General features: G+C 72.5%; 8 protein-coding genes. 3 read left to right on the forward strand and 5 right to left on the reverse strand.

The features are described from left to right. Nucleotides 1–30 precede the first annotated feature (30 nt). Nucleotides 31–2088, forward strand: coding sequence for a hypothetical protein (locus OG379_RS37650; RefSeq protein WP_405667797.1), 2058 nt, complete (start codon nt 31–33; stop codon nt 2086–2088). Here the strand turns inward: OG379_RS37650 and OG379_RS37655 are convergent. From OG379_RS37655 to OG379_RS37670, 4 genes are read right to left on the reverse strand one after another with little or no spacing between them, the layout of a single operon-like run. Next, on the reverse strand, nt 2034–3713 hold the full coding sequence (locus OG379_RS37655) for a DapH/DapD/GlmU-related protein (protein ID WP_405667799.1): 1680 nt from the start codon (nt 3711–3713) through the stop codon (nt 2034–2036). The two genes, OG379_RS37650 and OG379_RS37655, sit on opposite strands and share 55 nt — an antisense overlap. Then, nucleotides 3694–5046 (reverse strand): glycoside hydrolase family 28 protein, encoded by a 1353-nt coding sequence (locus OG379_RS37660; RefSeq protein WP_405667800.1) that lies wholly within the window; start codon nt 5044–5046, stop codon nt 3694–3696. The genes OG379_RS37655 and OG379_RS37660 overlap by 20 nt, the downstream gene beginning before the upstream one ends. Beyond that, nucleotides 5043–6452: a glycoside hydrolase family 28 protein gene (locus OG379_RS37665; protein WP_405667801.1), complete on the reverse strand. Its 1410-nt coding sequence runs from the start codon at nt 6450–6452 to the stop codon at nt 5043–5045. The genes OG379_RS37660 and OG379_RS37665 overlap by 4 nt, the downstream gene beginning before the upstream one ends. Continuing rightward, nucleotides 6449–8170 carry a hypothetical protein gene (locus tag OG379_RS37670; protein WP_405667803.1) on the reverse strand — a complete coding sequence of 574 codons (1722 nt, stop codon included), beginning with the start codon at nt 8168–8170 and terminating at the stop codon, nt 6449–6451. Before OG379_RS37670 ends, OG379_RS37665 begins: the two co-directional genes overlap by 4 nt. A gap of 350 nt (nt 8171–8520) precedes the next feature. Between OG379_RS37670 and OG379_RS37675 the strand changes: the two genes are divergently transcribed. Both OG379_RS37675 and OG379_RS37680 read left to right on the forward strand, forming a co-directional pair. Next, entirely contained in the window at nt 8521–11070 is a 2550-nt protein-coding gene (locus tag OG379_RS37675; protein ID WP_405667804.1) for a family 78 glycoside hydrolase catalytic domain, read from the forward strand. 60 nt (nt 11071–11130) lie between these two features. Beyond that, a complete protein-coding gene (locus OG379_RS37680; protein WP_405667805.1) occupies nt 11131–14115 on the forward strand; it encodes a glycoside hydrolase family 2 TIM barrel-domain containing protein in 2985 nt (994 codons plus the stop codon). Here the strand turns inward: OG379_RS37680 and OG379_RS37685 are convergent. Then, entirely contained in the window at nt 14058–16250 is a 2193-nt protein-coding gene (locus OG379_RS37685) for a beta-galactosidase (RefSeq protein WP_405667806.1), read from the reverse strand. The genes OG379_RS37680 and OG379_RS37685 overlap by 58 nt on opposite strands. Nucleotides 16251–16263 lie beyond the last annotated feature (13 nt).

Genomic DNA, 16263 nt, shown 5'->3' on the forward strand with positions numbered 1-16263 from the left:
CAACAGTCCCTGCAGAGATGGGAGTTGTTAATGTTCCGGATCAACGACGGGCAGAGATACGCCGAGTTCACCGAAGGCCCCGCCCAGGAGCCGCCCCACCTGGTGCTCGGACACACCGCGGGGGAGGGGGACGACCTCCTCGACGTACCGCTGGGCAACCTGTTCGTGGTGTCCGTGGGGCGCCCCTGGGAGCCCTCCCGGCCCGGCGTGCGCTCCTGTGCTCTCGCGCGCGCCGGAGAGGGCCTGGAGGCCCGCTGCACCCTCGCGGGCCTCCCCGGGCTGGAGGTTTCGCTCTCCCTGGTGTTCGAGGGCGGGCTGCTGCACCTGCGGACCGCCTGGCGCAACACCGGCAGAACGCCCCGCACGGACGCCGTGCTGGGCATCGCGCTGCCGCTGCCGTCCCTGCGGCCCGAAGCGGTCACCCTGCCCCAGGTCCTGTACCGGGGCAATCCGTCGGCCGACCCCGGACGCACCGTGCCGCGGCTGGCGGCGGACACCGGCGGTCTCGTCGTGGAGGACCACCGGCTGCCCGTCCCCTGTGTGCACGCGGAGTGGGAGACGGCCGGGCTGAGCCGGTATGCCACCCTGTACGCCGCTCGCCCCGGGCCGGGCTCCCTCGGTGCGACGCACCGCCCCGCCGGGGTGACCCTGCTCGCGGTGAGTGGCGCGCTGCTGTTCGACGGGCGCCCCGACACGGCCTATGTGCACAAGTCCCGCACCGCACCCTGCGAGGAGGGGTACCGCGATCTCGCGGCCGGCACCGAGTACCACGCCCATCACGCCCTGGACTGGGGATACCCCGCCCGTCCCGGCCACGGCTTCCGCGCGCTCGTGCACCGCGGCCTCGCCCTGTACCGGCCGCGCGGAGCGAGCCCGCTGTCCCCGGACGCACTCGTACGGCTCAAGACGGCAGCGCTCGACCGGCGTTGGCACGAGGACGGCGACGTCGCCGGCTACCTGAAGTTCATCGGCCCCGGCCACACCGCCGGGTTCATGTACGGGTGGACCGGGCAGAGCCTGCGACTGGCCTGGTGCGACGCCCGCCTGGGGGTCGAGAACGACGAACCCCGGCGCGTCGAACGCTGCCGCCGGGCCGTCGAGTTCTACCTCTCCGGCAGCTCGCTCCCGGACGCCCCCGGGCTGCGCCAGAGCTTCTACGCCACTGAGGACCGCACCTGGACGGGGTTCGACGGGGAGGAAGGGCCGTACGTCTCGGCCCGTGCCCTCGGCGACAACCTCTGCGACCTCGCCGACATCGTGCGTCTCTTCCGCCGGCACGGAATCGACGTCCCCGGCCCCTGGGTACGGGCGCTCACCGAGGGTGTGCGGGCCGCCTGCGGCGACGGCCCGCCGCCCTTCGGCTGGCGACCGGACGGCACCCCTCTCGCCTCGTTCCCGGGGACCGCCGGCCTGCCCTGCGTACTGGCCATGCTGAAGGCTCACCGCGTCACGGGGGAACAGGACCTGCTCAGCGGTGCCGAGGCACTCGTGGACGACTACCACCGGCGGTACGCCGACGACTACGCGACCCCCTTCGCACGCGCCACCCTCGACGCGGCCTGCGAGGACAAGGAAGGGGGCATGGCCTACTTCCTCTGCGCGTACGAGCTGCTGCGGCTCACCGGCGCGGAACGGTGGCGCACCCGCGCCCAGGAGGCCGCCGACTGGCTCCTCACCTGGGTCTACCAGTGGAACCCGCCCTTCAAGGACGGCTTCGCCACCACCGGCTGGCCGGGCGTCAGCGTCCAGAACCACCACGTCGACGTGTTCTTCCCGGCCTACGAGCTCGCCCGCCTGGGAGACCTCGTGGAACGGCCGGTCTACCGCGAGCTGGGCGAGCTGGTCCTGAACGCCTTCGGGCAGGGCGTCTGCACCCGGCCCGGGGAATGGGGATTCGACGCACCTGGCGAGCAGGCCGAGGGCTTCTTCCCCACCCATTGGCAGGACCGCGGAAACAGCAACACCTGGAACCCCTCCTGGGTAACCGCCCAGGTGCTGTCCCAGGTGCTGCGGATGCGGTCCGGCCCGTCCGCTCAGCCGAGGCCCGTGCGCGCCGGCTCGGGCCGGTGCACCCCCCTGGGGCGGTAGCCGAGCGCCTCGCCGGCCCCGAGGTGGTCGGCGAGGAGCCAGGTGACCGCGAGCCACATCTCCGTCCCCTGGAGCCCGGCGAGGCGGTCCGGCCGCTCCCCGGGCTCCAGGGCGAAGGAGAACCCGGCCCCGTCCTGCCACCGGGTCAGGACCCGCTCCAGCTGCCCCCGGGCCCAGTCCCGGCCCTCGCCGGCCCGGTGCCCCGTGCTCCGGGCGCAGAGCCACAGCGGATGGATGACGTCGAGGACGTCGCACGCGGTGCCGCGGTCCGGGCCGAACCACGCCGGGTCGAGGCTGTGGGTCAGCACCGTGTCCACGGTCCGCTCCGGATACGGCACGGGCAGCCCGAACTGCGCGAAGGACCCGCGCGACGTCCGGTAGAACCCGTTCACCGGCTGCCGCCAGCCCTCCTTCGCGTCCGGTGCGCCCCACAGACCGTGCCGGGGGTCGGCCCGCGTCAGCAGCCAGCCGAACAGCGCCTCGGTCTGCGGCGAGGCGGTGGGGGAGGCGAAGTGCAGCGCGGTGGCGACCCCGTCCACCCAGTTGCCGCTGCGCCACGCCTCGGTCCGCCACGGCAGGCCGTCCAGGCGTTCCACCAGCCGCTCCGCCGGCAGCTCGGTGACCGCCCGCACAGGGTGCGCGAAGTGCGAGCCGAGCAGTTCGAGCGCGTAGCCGGCGCAGAGGACGTGATACATCGCGACGTGGTCGTCGAGGGACGGGGCGGGCCGCCCGAACTCCGGCACCAGACCCGTCTCCGGATCCTGGAGGGAGCGCAGCCGCTCCACCATCGCGTCACGGTCCTCACCGGGCGGGGGGCCGCCCAGCAGCAGATCCGCGATCTCCACCGCGTCGCACACGGCTCGCACCGTCGGGGCGGCCCCGGGACGGTCGGCCCAGGAACCGTCCGCACGGCAGCGTTCCAGTACCTCACCCGCCTGCTCCCTGGCACGCCGCGCGAAGCGTTCCAGCCGGGTGTCGAGGCCGCCCGCAGGCGACCCGGACGCCGACGGCGCACCCGGGCCCGCCGGTGCGGTGTCCCGCCGGTCGCGCAGGCGGCGCGCCGGGCTGCCCGCCGCCACCGACCAGGCCGGCAGGTCCTTCGTGACGACCGCGCCCGCCCCGACGACACAGTGGTCGCCGATGGTGACCCCGTCCACGACGACGGCGTGCGAGCCGATCCAGACGTCGTCGCCGAGCACGATGCCCTTCGAGACGAGGGGCTGACGATGGACCGGCTCGGCCGGGGCGAAACCGTGGTTGAAGCCGAGCAGCGAGGTGTGTGCCCCCACCCGCACACCGTCACCCATCATGACCTTGCCGCGTGCCGTGGAGAACGGGTTGAGCGTGCAGTTGCGGCCCATGACGACCTCGTCGGTGACCACGGCGTGCGCCCCGATGTACGAGCGGTCCCCGAGCCGCAGGGAGTCGGTGTGGACCCCCGCCCACGGCGACACGAACACCCGGTCACCGAACTCCGCCGTGCCCCCGTCCGCCTCGAAACGCCGCACGAGCGCTGCCTGGTGGGCCAGCTGGGCGGCCCGCTCCTCCTCGTCGCTCCTGCTCCAGAACTCCCACGGGCAGTAGTCGTACCGCCCGGGGCGCGCCTCACCGTCCGTCGGACCCACCGGTCACCTTCTCCCTCACGTAGCCCTCCACGTGCTCGACGATGTCGTCCTCCGCGAGATGCGTGAAGTGGCATTCCTCCAGCCGCAGTTCCCGGATGGGAGCGTGGGCGTAACCGCGGGCGAGGACACCCCGGCGCGCCCGGTCCACGGTCGTCCGGCTCACGCTGACGTCGCGCACCAGAGGCGGGTACGCCCCCGTGTCCCCCTCCCCACGCTCGAAGTCGCAGGTGAGGAACTCCTTGGTGAGATGCGTGACCGTGAGGTCCGTGAGATGGACGTTCTCGGCGAAGCCGCCGCGTACCGAGTTCGTCTTGATGTAGAGGCCGAAATAGAGGCCGGGGCCGCCGATGCGGCAGCGGCGCACGTACACGTTGCGGATGCCTCCGGTCATGTCACTGCCCAGCGTGACCGCCCCGTAGCGGTGGCGCAGCACGCAGTCCTCGATCACGATGTTCTCGCTGGGCCTCGCGACACGGCGGCCGTCCGCCTCGCGGCCCGACTTGATGGCGATGCAGTCGTCGCCCGCCGTGATGTCGCAGCGCCGGATCACGACGTCGTGGCAGGACTCGGGGTCGATGCCGTCGTTGTTGGGGCCGGGGCTGTCGATGACCACGTCCTGGACGGTGACGTTGCCGCACAGCACCGGGTGGATCTCCCACATCGGGGACCGGACGATCGTCACCCCCTCGATCAGGATGCCGTGGCACCGCTGGAACTCGATGAAGTTGGGCCGGAAGTGCCGCCCGTCGGCGTACACCCGCTGCTCGACCGGATCCCCGTCCTCGGCCTGCCGCCAGAGGTCCGGCCAGTCCTCCTCCTGGTGACGCATCCCGGGTCGCCAGCCGAACTCCTCCTGGCCGGACCACGGCCACCAGTGCTCCTCGTCGGCCTGGCCGTCCAGGGTCCCGAGCCCGGTGACCGCGATGTCACGCTCGTCCCGGGCGTAGACGAACGGGGAGTAGCCGTAGCACTCGACGCCCTGGAAACGGGTGAGCACGGGCGGCAGGTAGCGCCCCGGATCCTGGCTGAAGCGCAGCGTGGCGCCCTCCTCCAGATGGAGTTCGACATGGCTGCGCAGCCGCACGGGTCCCGTGAGGAAGATCCCCGGCGGGACGGTGACGCGCCCGCCCCCCGCCGAGTGGCAGGCTGCCACGGCGCGCCGGAGCGCGGACGTGCAGTCGGTCCGGCCGTCGCCGTTCGCCCCGAAGGAGGTCACCGGGAAGGTACGGCCGGGAAAGCGGGGCGGCACGACGCGGGCGACGACCGCGTCGGCCTCGCGCCACGGGTCCCGGGCCGGGCCGGACCTGTCGGTGGTGTGCGTCGGGTACGTCAAGGTGACGCCTCCTGGCCGTTGATCGTGACGCGGCGCAGGACCAGGCCCTCGATGTTCCGCTGCTCGTTCGGGCCCGTCATGCCCTCGAAGACGCAGTCGCTCAGCAGCACGTCGTGGATCGGATTGGCGTCGTTGCCGATGAAGGTCCAGGCGCGCGGTCCCGCCGTGGTGGTGACCCGGTGGACGGCGATGTCGCGTACGTCGGGATAGAAGTCGCCGGTCTCGACCCGCTCGTAGTTGAGCGCGATCTCCACGACCGCGTCCCCGACCTCGCCCACCGTGATGTCGTGACACAGCACGTCGCGGATGTAACCGCCGCGCATCGGACTGGACTTGAGGCGGATGGCCCGGTCGAGACGGGGACTGTCCATCACGCAGTGCCGAGCGACGATGTCGGATACGCCGCCCGAGGTCTCGCTGCCGATGGTGACCCCGCCGTGGCCGTCGCGCATCTCGCACCGCTCGACCAGGGCGTGCTCCATCGGCACACCGACCCGCCGCCCGTCGGTGTTCTTGCCCGCCTTGAACGCGATGCAGTCGTCACCGGTGTCGAAGAGGCAGTCCTGGACGAGGACGTAGGAGCAGGACTCGGGGTCGACGCCGTCGTTGTTGGGGCCGACCGGGCTGTCCACGGTGACACGGCGGACGGTGACATTGGTGCAGAGGACCGGATGGATGTTCCACATCGGGGAGTTGCGGACGGTGACGCCCTCGATGAGGACGTCACGACAGCGGTAGAACTGGATCAGGTTCGGCCGCAGACAGTGGCCCCCGCCGAACACCCGCTCGGCGACGGGGGTGCCCGCGTCGCCCCAGGCGAGCAATTGCGCGATGTCAGCGTTCTGCGGCGCGGGTGCGCCGTCGACGCCCTTCGTCCAGTCCCACCAGTGCGTCCAGTCGGCCTGCCCGTCGAGGGTGCCGCGCCCGGTGACCGCCACCGTGTGGCACTCGAAGGCGTAGACGAACGGTGAGTAGTTGAAGCACTCGGTGCCCTCGTACCGGCTGTAGACCGGGGGGAGGTAGGCCTCCGGCTCCTGCCGGAACCGCAGGGTGGCGCCCTCCTCCAGATGGAGGTCGATCCTGCTGCGCAGATGGACGGCTCCGGTCAGCCACTCGCCGGGCGGTACGACGACGTGCCCGCCGCCCGCCCGCGCGCACGCTTCGACGGCTGCGCGGATCGCCTCCGTACAGTCGTGCACGCCGTCGCCGACCGCACCGTGGTCGGTGATCGGGACCCGCCGGCGCGGGAAGTGCGGGTCACGCACCCCGGCGAGGATGCGGGCGGCACGACGTTGCGCGCCGGGCACGGCCGGGACCTCCTCGGCGTGCGCCGCGGGGGCGGCCGCGACACCGGCGGCGGCGAGACCCGCGGCGGTGAGGAACGTCCGGCGGTCGGGGCCGCTCACCAGGACCACTCCTTCGCGGGAACGTGCAGGGCGCGCTCGCGCAGGGGTGCCTGCGGCGCGGGGGTGCGGTGCGGATACATGGGTCGGGTCTTTCCTTCCGGTTCGATGCCGATGACGTCGTCGCCCCGCCAGCGCACGCGGTAGTCGCGTCCGGCGGCAGTCTCGTCGGTGACGGTTTCGGGCAGGGGAAAGGTGACGGTGACGCGCTCACCGGCGCGTGGACCGAGCACGGAGAGCGAACCGTCCGGCGCCCACAGGCCGGGCTCGTTCCCCTGGCGCGTGTGTTCGGAGCCTCCGGCCGCGGTGCGGACGACCCGTACGTGGGCGTAGCCCGCCCAGTCGGGCACACGCAGACGCAACTCGCGGCAGTCCTCCCGGATGTCGAGGTCCACCCGCCCGGTGTGGGGCAGATGGCTGAGCACGTTCACGAACCTGCTGCCGCGGTTGAGCAGCAGGTTGACGCGGACCAGCCGTTCGTCGCCGGTCACCGCGAGGGACCAGCCGGTGAACAGGCCGCGTACCCCCGAGCCCACGCAGCAGGCCTGCACGTCGGCGGTGTGACCCCGGCCGAGGACGCTGTCCGAGACGTAGTCGTTGGGGGCGCCGTAGCCGGCGAACGCGCCGCGCAGCCGCTCGCCGACCCGGTGACGGGTGACCCACCCCGGTTCGTCGAGCTCGCGGTCGGGTGCCGAGCGGACCCAGGAGACGTCGAGGAGCTGGGCGGACGTCAGGTGCCCGCGCAGGAAGCGTTCCAGGACGCCCCAGTAGCGGTCGTGGCCCGCGCCGGCCAGTGTGCCCGCGACGGCGATGAGATCCACCAGGGAGCAGGTCTCGTGCTCGAAGCGCTGGCCGCCCAGGTCGCCCGGCGTCCAGCCGAAGGCTGTGCACCGGCCCAGCGCCCAGTCGAAGGAGCGGCGCACGAACTCGGTCAGCGCGTGGTTGCCGGAGTCCACCGCGTACCTGGCGATGCCGTCCAGGGTGCCGAGGCGGGTGTGGAAGTGCCCGCTGCGGTAGGCGAGCGCCGGATTGAACGACCCGTCCGGCAGGAACACGCCGCTGTATTCGGTGATCAGGCGGGTGAACCAGCCGCACAGCTCCCAGGCCTGGTCGTTCCCCGTCAGCCGGTGCCACCGCAGCAGCGGCATGATGAGGCGCCCGCAGAAGGACGCCGGGTCCGGCGCCAGGTGGAGCTGCACGGCGTTGGCCGACGGCCAGCCCCGGTCCGTGTACTCCGACGCGGGGTAGTACCAGACGTCGCGTTCCTTGACCGCGATCCGGTGAAGCGCGGCCACCAGCCGGTCGGCGGCGGCCGCAACCTGCTCGTCGCGGGTCTGCTGGTACCAGGTCGTGAGTGCGAGCAGGGTGGCCCGCTGGTCGATCAGGTTGGCGTGCGGCTCCCAGTGGCCGCGCGGATGGCTGCGCCGCCGGGTGAGCCCGTCCTCACCCATGAGAGCGAGGAGCGTCCCCTTGTACATCGTCTCGACGGCGCTCCACGACGAGTTGCCGGTCATCTGCCGGGCCAGGACCGCGGCGTCGGTGAGCCTGCCATGGCTCGAGCCGTAGTCCCAGTCCCCGTGGCGCAGTTCGGCCGGGTCGGCGAGAAGGTCCGCGCCGAAGAAGGGGATGCCGCCGAGGTCGGGGTCCGCCAGGCCCACCACGGCGTTCATGGCCAGCTCGGCGCGTTCTTCCAGGAGGAGGGTCGCTGGTATGCCAGTCATAGTTTCCACGCCGTCTCGGAGTCCGGAGGGAGAGTGCTGCAGGCGTCCGGCAAAGACGCTAAGCGCGGTGGTGAAGGGCGTCAAGGGGGCCCGAAAGTGCAGTACAACGCCATGTACCAGGAAGGCGCGGGGTGTTGACGCGTCTCTCCATGGGTTCTACGGTTCCGGACGTCCGCCTCTCTCAAGTGGCATGCCAGCAACGATTTCGAGGGACGAGGGACGAGGGGCGAGGGGCGAGCGAGCCGAGCGAGGTGGAGGCGTTCGTCCGGACGTTGAGCCCGGCCGGCCTCTTCGACCACCTCGCCGGGCGCCACCGACCTGACCACCGATCCACGCAGGGAGCCCGGGACATGACGATCGCACCGCACACTCTGCGCACCTCTCACCTCCCCGAGCCGCTCGGCATCGACGACCAGCACCCCGACCTGTCCTGGCGGCCCGGCGGGCGGCAGCGGGCGTACCGGATCCAGGCCGCCACCGGCCCCGTTCTCTTGGATTCCGGCACATGCGACCTGTGGGACAGCGGAGACGTGGAGGGCTCCCGCAGCACCGGGATCCGCTACGCCGGCCAGCCGCCCGGCGCGCGGCGACGCGTCTGGTGGCGGGTACGGGCCCGGTACGACGACGGGCTCTCGCCCTGGAGCTCCGCCGCGACCTGGGAGACCGGCCTGCCCACGGCGTCCGACTGGGCGGGCGCCCGCTGGATAACCGCCCCGCACACCACCAGCCGGCTGCCGCTCCTCGCGAAGGACTTCCTGCTGCCGTCCTGCCCCGTCTCGGCCCGGCTCTACGCGACGGCACTGGGCACCTATGAGGCCACGGTCAACGGTGTCCGCGCGGGTCGCGCCCTGTTGGAGCCCGGCTGCACCGCCTACGGCAAGCGCCTCCTGTACGCCGCGTACGACATCACCGGGGCGCTGCGGGCGGGCGACAACACCGTGGGGCTGAGCCTCGGCAACGGCATCGCGCACGCACCGCGCGTACCCGGCCGCTACGCCAAACTCCATGTCGACCACGGCCGGCCGCGGGCGATCGCCGTCCTGTTCGCCGTCCACGCCGACGGCACGTCCACCACGATCGTCACCGACGACACCTGGCGGGCCGCGGAAGGCCCCGTGACACTGTCCGCCTGGTTCGGCGGCGAGGAACACGACGCCCGCCTCGAACGGCCCGGCTGGAACAGCCCCGGCCACGACCGCCGGAACTGGACCGCCGCCGTCCACGCCCCGCTCGACGGTGTGACGCTCGACGCCCGGACCCATCCGCCCGTCGAGGTCGTCGACACCGTCACCCCGGTCTCGGTGAGCGAACCGCGCCCCGGGACACACGTCTTCGATCTCGGCGTGAACATCGCCGGCCGCCCGCGACTGCGCGTCACCGGACCCGCCGGAGCCTCTGTCGTGATCCACCCCGCCGAACTGCTCGCCGAGGACGGGACGGTGAACCAGCGCTTCACCGGAACGCCCTGCTACGACCGCTACACCCTGCGCGGGGACCCCGCGGGTGAGGAGTGGGCCCCCGCCACCGTGTACCACGGCTTCCGCTATCTCCAGGTCGAGCAGCTGCCCGGCGCACCCACACCGGAGACCGTGAACGGCGAGGTGATGCGCACCGCCAACGCCCGCGCGGGCGGCTTCAGCTGCTCGTCGGACCTGCTGAACGGGATCCACCGGATCATCGACCGTGCCGTCCAGGGCAACATGTTCAGCGTCCTCACCGACTGCCCGCACCGCGAGAAGCTCGGCTGGCTGGAACAGACCCACCTCGTCTTCCCCGCGGTCGCGCACGGTTACGACGTCGCCGCCCACTACCGCAAACTCGTGCGCGACATGGCCGACGCGCAGACCACGTCGGGACTCGTGCCGGGGATCGCCCCCGAGTACACCGTCTTCGAGGACAAGTTCCGCGACGACGCCAACTGGGGAGGCGCTCTGGTCCTCGCGCCCTGGCACCTGTACCGGACGTACGGCGACACCACGACGCTGCGCACCCACTACCCGGACATGCTGCGCTACCTCGGCCACCTGCACTCCCGCTCCGACGACGGACTGCTGCTGCACCACGGTCTGGGCGACTGGATCGCCTTCGACGACTCCACCCCCCGGACCGTCACCGCGACCCATGCCCACCACCGCATCGCCACCGCGCTGGGCGACATCGCCGAGGCGATCGGGCGGCCGGACGAAGCAGCGGCCCACCGGAAGCTCGCCGACCGGATCGCCGCAGCGTTCCACGCACGGTTCTTCGACCCGCACGGCCACACCTACGGCAGCGGCAGCCAGGCCTGCGACGCGCTCGCCCTGGACATGGGGGCGGTGCCCGGCGAAGAGGTCCCGGCGGTGCTCGCGCATCTGGTCGACGCCGTCCGTGCCGAGAACGACCATGTCACCGTCGGTGAGATCGCCCTTCCGGCGCTGCTGCGCGTCCTGTCCGCGCACGGGCGCGACGACGTCGTCGCCGACGTGCTCGCCCGCACGGACAGCCCCAGCTACGGCTACCAGCTCGCCCACGGAGCGACCGCTCTGACGGAACGCTGGGACGGTCCCACCCGCGGGTCCTCGCAGAACCACTTCATGCTGGGCGCCGCCGCCGAATGGCTGACCGCCTCCCTGGCGGGCCTGCGGCAGGCCGCCGACTCCGTCGCCTACGAGCACATCGTCGTCCGGCCCGCCCCGGTGGGCGGCATCACCCGGGCGAGCGCCTGGTACGAGACGCCACGCGGACGTGCGGCCGTGACCTGGTACCGGGGGCAGGACGAGTTCAGGCTGACCGTCACCCTGCCGCCCGGCGCGCCCGCACGGGTGGAACTGCCGCTCCCGGACGGCGGCCGGGACGTACGGGAAGTGCCGCCCGGCAGCTCGGAGTTCACCGTCCCCGGCGATTGGTCGCGCGGTGTGTGAACAAGCCGGACCACGCCGACAGCGACGACCTTCGAGGAGAGGTGGGGGACAGTGACGGACATGGACGCAGAGGTGGGTGCGGCCCGCGGCAGCGGCGCCGGCCGCCCGGGCGCAGGACAGCGGGACGGCACGCCGGCTCCGTACTGGGCCGACCTGTCACCGGGCACCGGAGGCCTCACCCCACGAGCGCACTTCCCGCGCGGCGGCCGTAGCCTCGCGCTCGGCGGGACCTGGTCCTTCCGTCTGTCGCCGGCAGCCGACGCCCCCCTCGACTTCCTCGGCCCCGGCGGTCCCGCCCAGGGCGACGGCGACTGGTCACCGCTCCGCGTCCCCGGCCACTGGGTCCTCCAGGGCCACGGCATTCCCCGCTACACCAACACCGCGTACCCGTTCCCCATCGACCCCCCGCACGTGCCCGACGCCAATCCGACGGGCGACCACCACCGCACCTTCCACCTGCCCGACGGATGGCGGCTGCCCGGTACCGTTCTGCGTTTCGACGGCGTCGACTCCTGCTTCAAGGTCTGGCTCAACGGCCGGGAGCTGGGCACCTCCAAGGGCAGCCGGCTGCCGTCCGAGTTCGACGCCGGGCAGGCTCTGCGCGCCGGCCGCAACGACCTCGCCGTACGCGTCCACCGCTGGTCCTCCGGCAGCTACCTGGAGGACCAGGACATGTGGTGGCTGCCCGGCATCTTCCGGGACGTGACACTGCTGGAAGTCCCGGCAGGGGCGATCGGCGACCATTTCGTGCACGCGTCCTACGACCACGGACGGGGGAGCGGGACCCTGCGCGTCGACACCGATGTGCCCGCCCTCCTGTCCCTGCCCGAACTCGGCGTCCACGGTCACCCCGCCGGCCGGGCACTCCATCTGCCCCGGGTCGAACCGTGGAGTGCCGAGAACCCCCGCCTCTACACCGGCGAGCTGGCCCCCGTCTCCGGCGATGCCGCGCCCGTCCGCCTGCGTGTCGGCTTCCGCACCGTCGCGATCCGCGACGGCCGCTTCACCGTCAACGGAGTCCCCGTGCTCCTGCGCGGTGTCAACCGCCACGAACACGACCCCGACCGAGGACGCGCCGTCACCCTCGACACCATGCGCCACGACCTGGTCCTGATGAAGCGGCACAACATCAACGCCGTACGCACCGCCCACTACCCCCCGCACCCCGACTTCCTCGCCCTCTGCGACGAACTGGGTATGTGGGTCGTGGACGAGTGCGACATCGAGACACACGGATTCATCCACGCCGACTGGGCCGGCAATCCCGCCGACGACCCCCGGTGGAGGCCGATGTTCCTGGACCGGATGCGCCGCACGGTGGAACGCGACAAGAACCACCCCAGTGTCGTGATCTGGTCCCTGGGGAACGAGAGCCATCACGGGGCGAACCTCGGTGCCGTCGCCGACTGGACCAGAGAGCGCGACCCGTCCCGGCCACTGCACTACGAGCGGGACCGCACCTACCGCCACTCCGACTTCTACAGCCTCATGTACACCCCCGTGGCCGAGGTCGACCGCATCGGCCGCCACGAGGAGGACGCCCCCGCCGAGACCGCCGACGAGCCCGGGACGGAGCAGCGCAGACGCCGGCTGCCCTTTCTGCTCTGCGAGTACGCCCACGCCATGGGTAACGGCCCCGGCTCCCTCGCCGACTATCAACGGGTCCTGGAGTCCCACCCGCGCTGCGCCGGGGCGTTCGTCTGGGAGTGGATCGACCACGGTCTGCGCCGCACCGACGGGAGCGGCCGTGAGTACTTCGCGTACGGCGGGGACTTCGGGGACAGTCCGCACGGCGGCACCTTCTGCATCGACGGGCTGCTCTTCCCCGACCGCACCCCCTCGCCCGGTCTGGACGCTTACAAGAAGGCCATCGAACCGGTCGGCATCGACATCGAGCCCGACGTGGGCCGGATCCGGATCCGCAACCGCCATGACGTACGGGACCTGTCGCACCTGCGCTTCGGCTGGACCCTCGAGACGGACGGGGTCCACGTCGCGGAAGGGGAGCTGGGAGTGGGGCCGGTGGCCGCGCGCCGGGAGACGGACCTCGCCCTGCCCGCCCTGCCCGCAGGGCCCGCCGGCGAGACCTGGCTGACGGTCCGGGCCGTCCTGGCCGCCGACGAGCCGTGGGCCCCGGCCGGTCACGAGGTGGCCTGGGCGCAGTCACGCGTCCGGGCGGCCGAGCCCCGGCCGGCCCCCGGCGGACGGCCGACGGCCCCGGCCGTCGGCACTCTCGACGAACACACCGGACTGCTGCGCGGACTGGGCGGCGTCGATCTCACGGGCCCCTACCTCGACATCTGGCGCGCACCCACCGACAACGACCGGGGGATGGGCGACAACTCCGTGCTGCGCCGGTGGCGCGCCGCGGGCCTGGACCGGCTGGTTGTCCGTACGGAAGGCGTCGAGCGGAGGCCGGAGCAGGTACTCGTCCGTTCCCGCCACGCGCCCGACGGCCTGTCGCACGGTCTGCGGACGCAATACACCTGGACGCGGGAGGACGACGCCCTGCGTCTCACCGTCGACATCACTCCGGAGGGCCCCTGGGACGGTCTCAGCCTCCCGCGTGCCGGAGTCAGATTCACGCTGCCCGCCCGCCACGACCGTGTCCGCTGGTACGGAAAGGGCCCCGGGGAGGCGTACCCGGACAGCGAACACGCGGCCAGGACCGGCCTGTTCGCCGCGGACGTCGCGTCGCTCCAGACCTCGTACGTCGTCCCGCAGGAGAACGGCCGGCGCGCGGCCGTCCGCTGGGCCGAGCTCGTGGACCCCGCGACCGGACAGGGGCTGCGCGTCGAGACGGCCGGCTCCGGCCGGCCCTTCGGCCTGACGGTCAGGCCCTGGAGCAGTGAGGAGCTCGAAGCGGCCGCTCACCCGCCGGAGCTCGTGGCCGGCGACCGTCTCCATCTCCACGTGGACGTAGCCCAGCACGGACTCGGCAGCGCCTCCTGCGGGCCGGGCCCGCTGGAGGAGCACCTCCTACTGCCTCAGCCCTGGCGGATCGAGCTGTTGCTCCGTCCTCTCGGGTCCGGCGGGCCGTCGTGAGGGCCGCCCGCGCGGAGCACCCGCACGTCCCACGCCCCCAGCCGCAGCGCGGCGCCGGGAGCCAGACGCTCCTCGCCGAGCACGTCCAGGACCGCCTCGGGGACGGCGACCCGCACCGGCTGCCACGCCCAGTTGTGCACGAACCACAGGCGTTGCCCCAGCGAGTTACGGGCGGAGGTCACGGTCACCGACGCGGGCAGCGGCGCCCAGCGTGCCGAAGCCGTCGCGCCACCGACGGCGTGCCGGGACAGCGCCTCGGCGAACGCGCTGTCCGGCAGCGTTCCCACGTACGTCACCCTGCCCCGCCCGTGTTCCCGGACCGTCGCGGCGGGCCATCGTCCGAAATGGGGATGCGTGTAGTGCGCGAGCGGCCGCGCGTCGTCCACCTCCAGACCGTCGGCCCACTCCAGAGCCCGGGCGCCGGGGGTGAGCCTCAGGGACGCCCCCTCGGCCGGCTCGACGGCGAGGGGGCCGGGCAGATTCGCGTACTCCGTGTAGTGCACCCCGGACGCCGCCCGCAGCACGGCCCCCGGTGCCACTCCGGACCGCGCCCGCGCCTCACCGTCGGCGTAGCCCGTGCGGAACGTCAGCACGAGGTGACCGCCGGAGCGTGCGTACGAGTCGAGGAGACCGGGCAACTCGTCGTCGCTCACATAGAGGGCGGGCACCACCAGGCAGGCGGGGATGGCGGGGGAGTCCGAACCGTGGCGCAGGACCGACGCCAGCTGCCGGGGCGACATGATCCGGGCCTGGGCGCCCGCGTCGAAGAACCCCTTGTAGAACGCGCCGAAGATGCGCCCGTACGACCGTGGATCCGGATCGAACGTCCCCGGGAAGGGCAACGGCGGCTGGAACTGCATCGCCCAGTCGCTCTCGACGGACCGTACGAAGACGGCGTCCACGTCCGGCACCAGTCCCGTCAGCGCCTCCCCGGCCGCCTCGAACTCGGTCGCGACCCGGGCGACTTCGCGCTGGGTCCGGCCCGGTTCGAGGGCGTGCCCGAGGATGCCGCCCCAGTAGGTCTCCGCCCCGTACGGCAGTGTGTGCCAGTGCCAGTACTGCACCAGGCGCGCCCCGCGCGCGGCGAGTGCCCAGGCGGCCTGTCTCAACTGGCCGTCGTATCCGGTGTGGTTGGCGTGCGAAGCGTTGATGCTGGTGGCGTTCGTCTCGGTGACCAGAAAGGGTTTCTGGCGCGCGCCCCACAGCCGGTCCGCCGACTGGTACAGCTGCCAGACCCCCTGGCCGAACCAGCCGCCCTCGTGGCGCCGGCCCGCGTCGGGCAGGGCCAGCTCGTCCTGCGCCACGTAGTAGACGTTGCCGGCCGTCACGTCCAGCGCGCCGGTGACCGCCTCCTCGTCGACCGCCGGACGGGTCACCGCCAGGCAGGTCGTCACGTACTGTCCGGGCCGTGCGTACTCACGCACGATCCCCGCCTGCCAGGCGATGAACTCGGCCGTCAGTTCCGCCTGATGGCGGCGCCAGGCCAGATCGTACGAAGGGGTGGTGTTGCCCGCCGGCGTCCACAGCTCGTCCCACGAGGAGAGCCGGTGCGACCAATAGGTCAGCCCCCAGGCCGCGTTGAGCGCGGCGACGGTCCCGTACCGGCGCCGCAGCCGCGCCACGAACTCCGCGAACACCCCTTCGTTGTGCAGCTGCAGGAGGCCGGGCTCGTTGTCCACCTGGAATCCGGCCACAGCGGGGTGGTCCGCGTACGCGGAGACGATGCGCCGCACCAGTCGTTCCGCGTAGCGGCGGAACACGGGGTGCGTGAAGTCCATCTCCTGCCGGGCGCCCCACGGGACCCGGCTGCCGTCCGCGCGGACGGCAGCGATCTCGGGGTGGGTGCGCTGCAGCCAGGGCGGCACCGCGTAGGTCGGGGTGCCGAGCAGCACCCCGATGGACCGCTCGTGCGCCCCGTCCAGGACCGGAGCGATCCAGTCCAGGTCGAAGACCCCGTCCTCCGGCTCCCAGGTGGACCAGACCGATTCGCCGACCCGGATCAGCGAGAGCCCCGTCGCGGCCATCAGATCGAGGTCCGTCCCCAGCCGGTCCGTGGGCTGGTACTCGTGGTAGTACGCGGCCCCCAACCGGACCCGGTCCGCACCCGATGACGCTCGTTCAAGGAAGTTCGACATGGCCCGAAGGTGG

The sequence above is a fragment of the Streptomyces sp. NBC_01166 genome (assembly GCF_045039765.1).
Classification (GTDB): Bacteria; Actinomycetota; Actinomycetes; order Streptomycetales; family Streptomycetaceae; genus Streptomyces.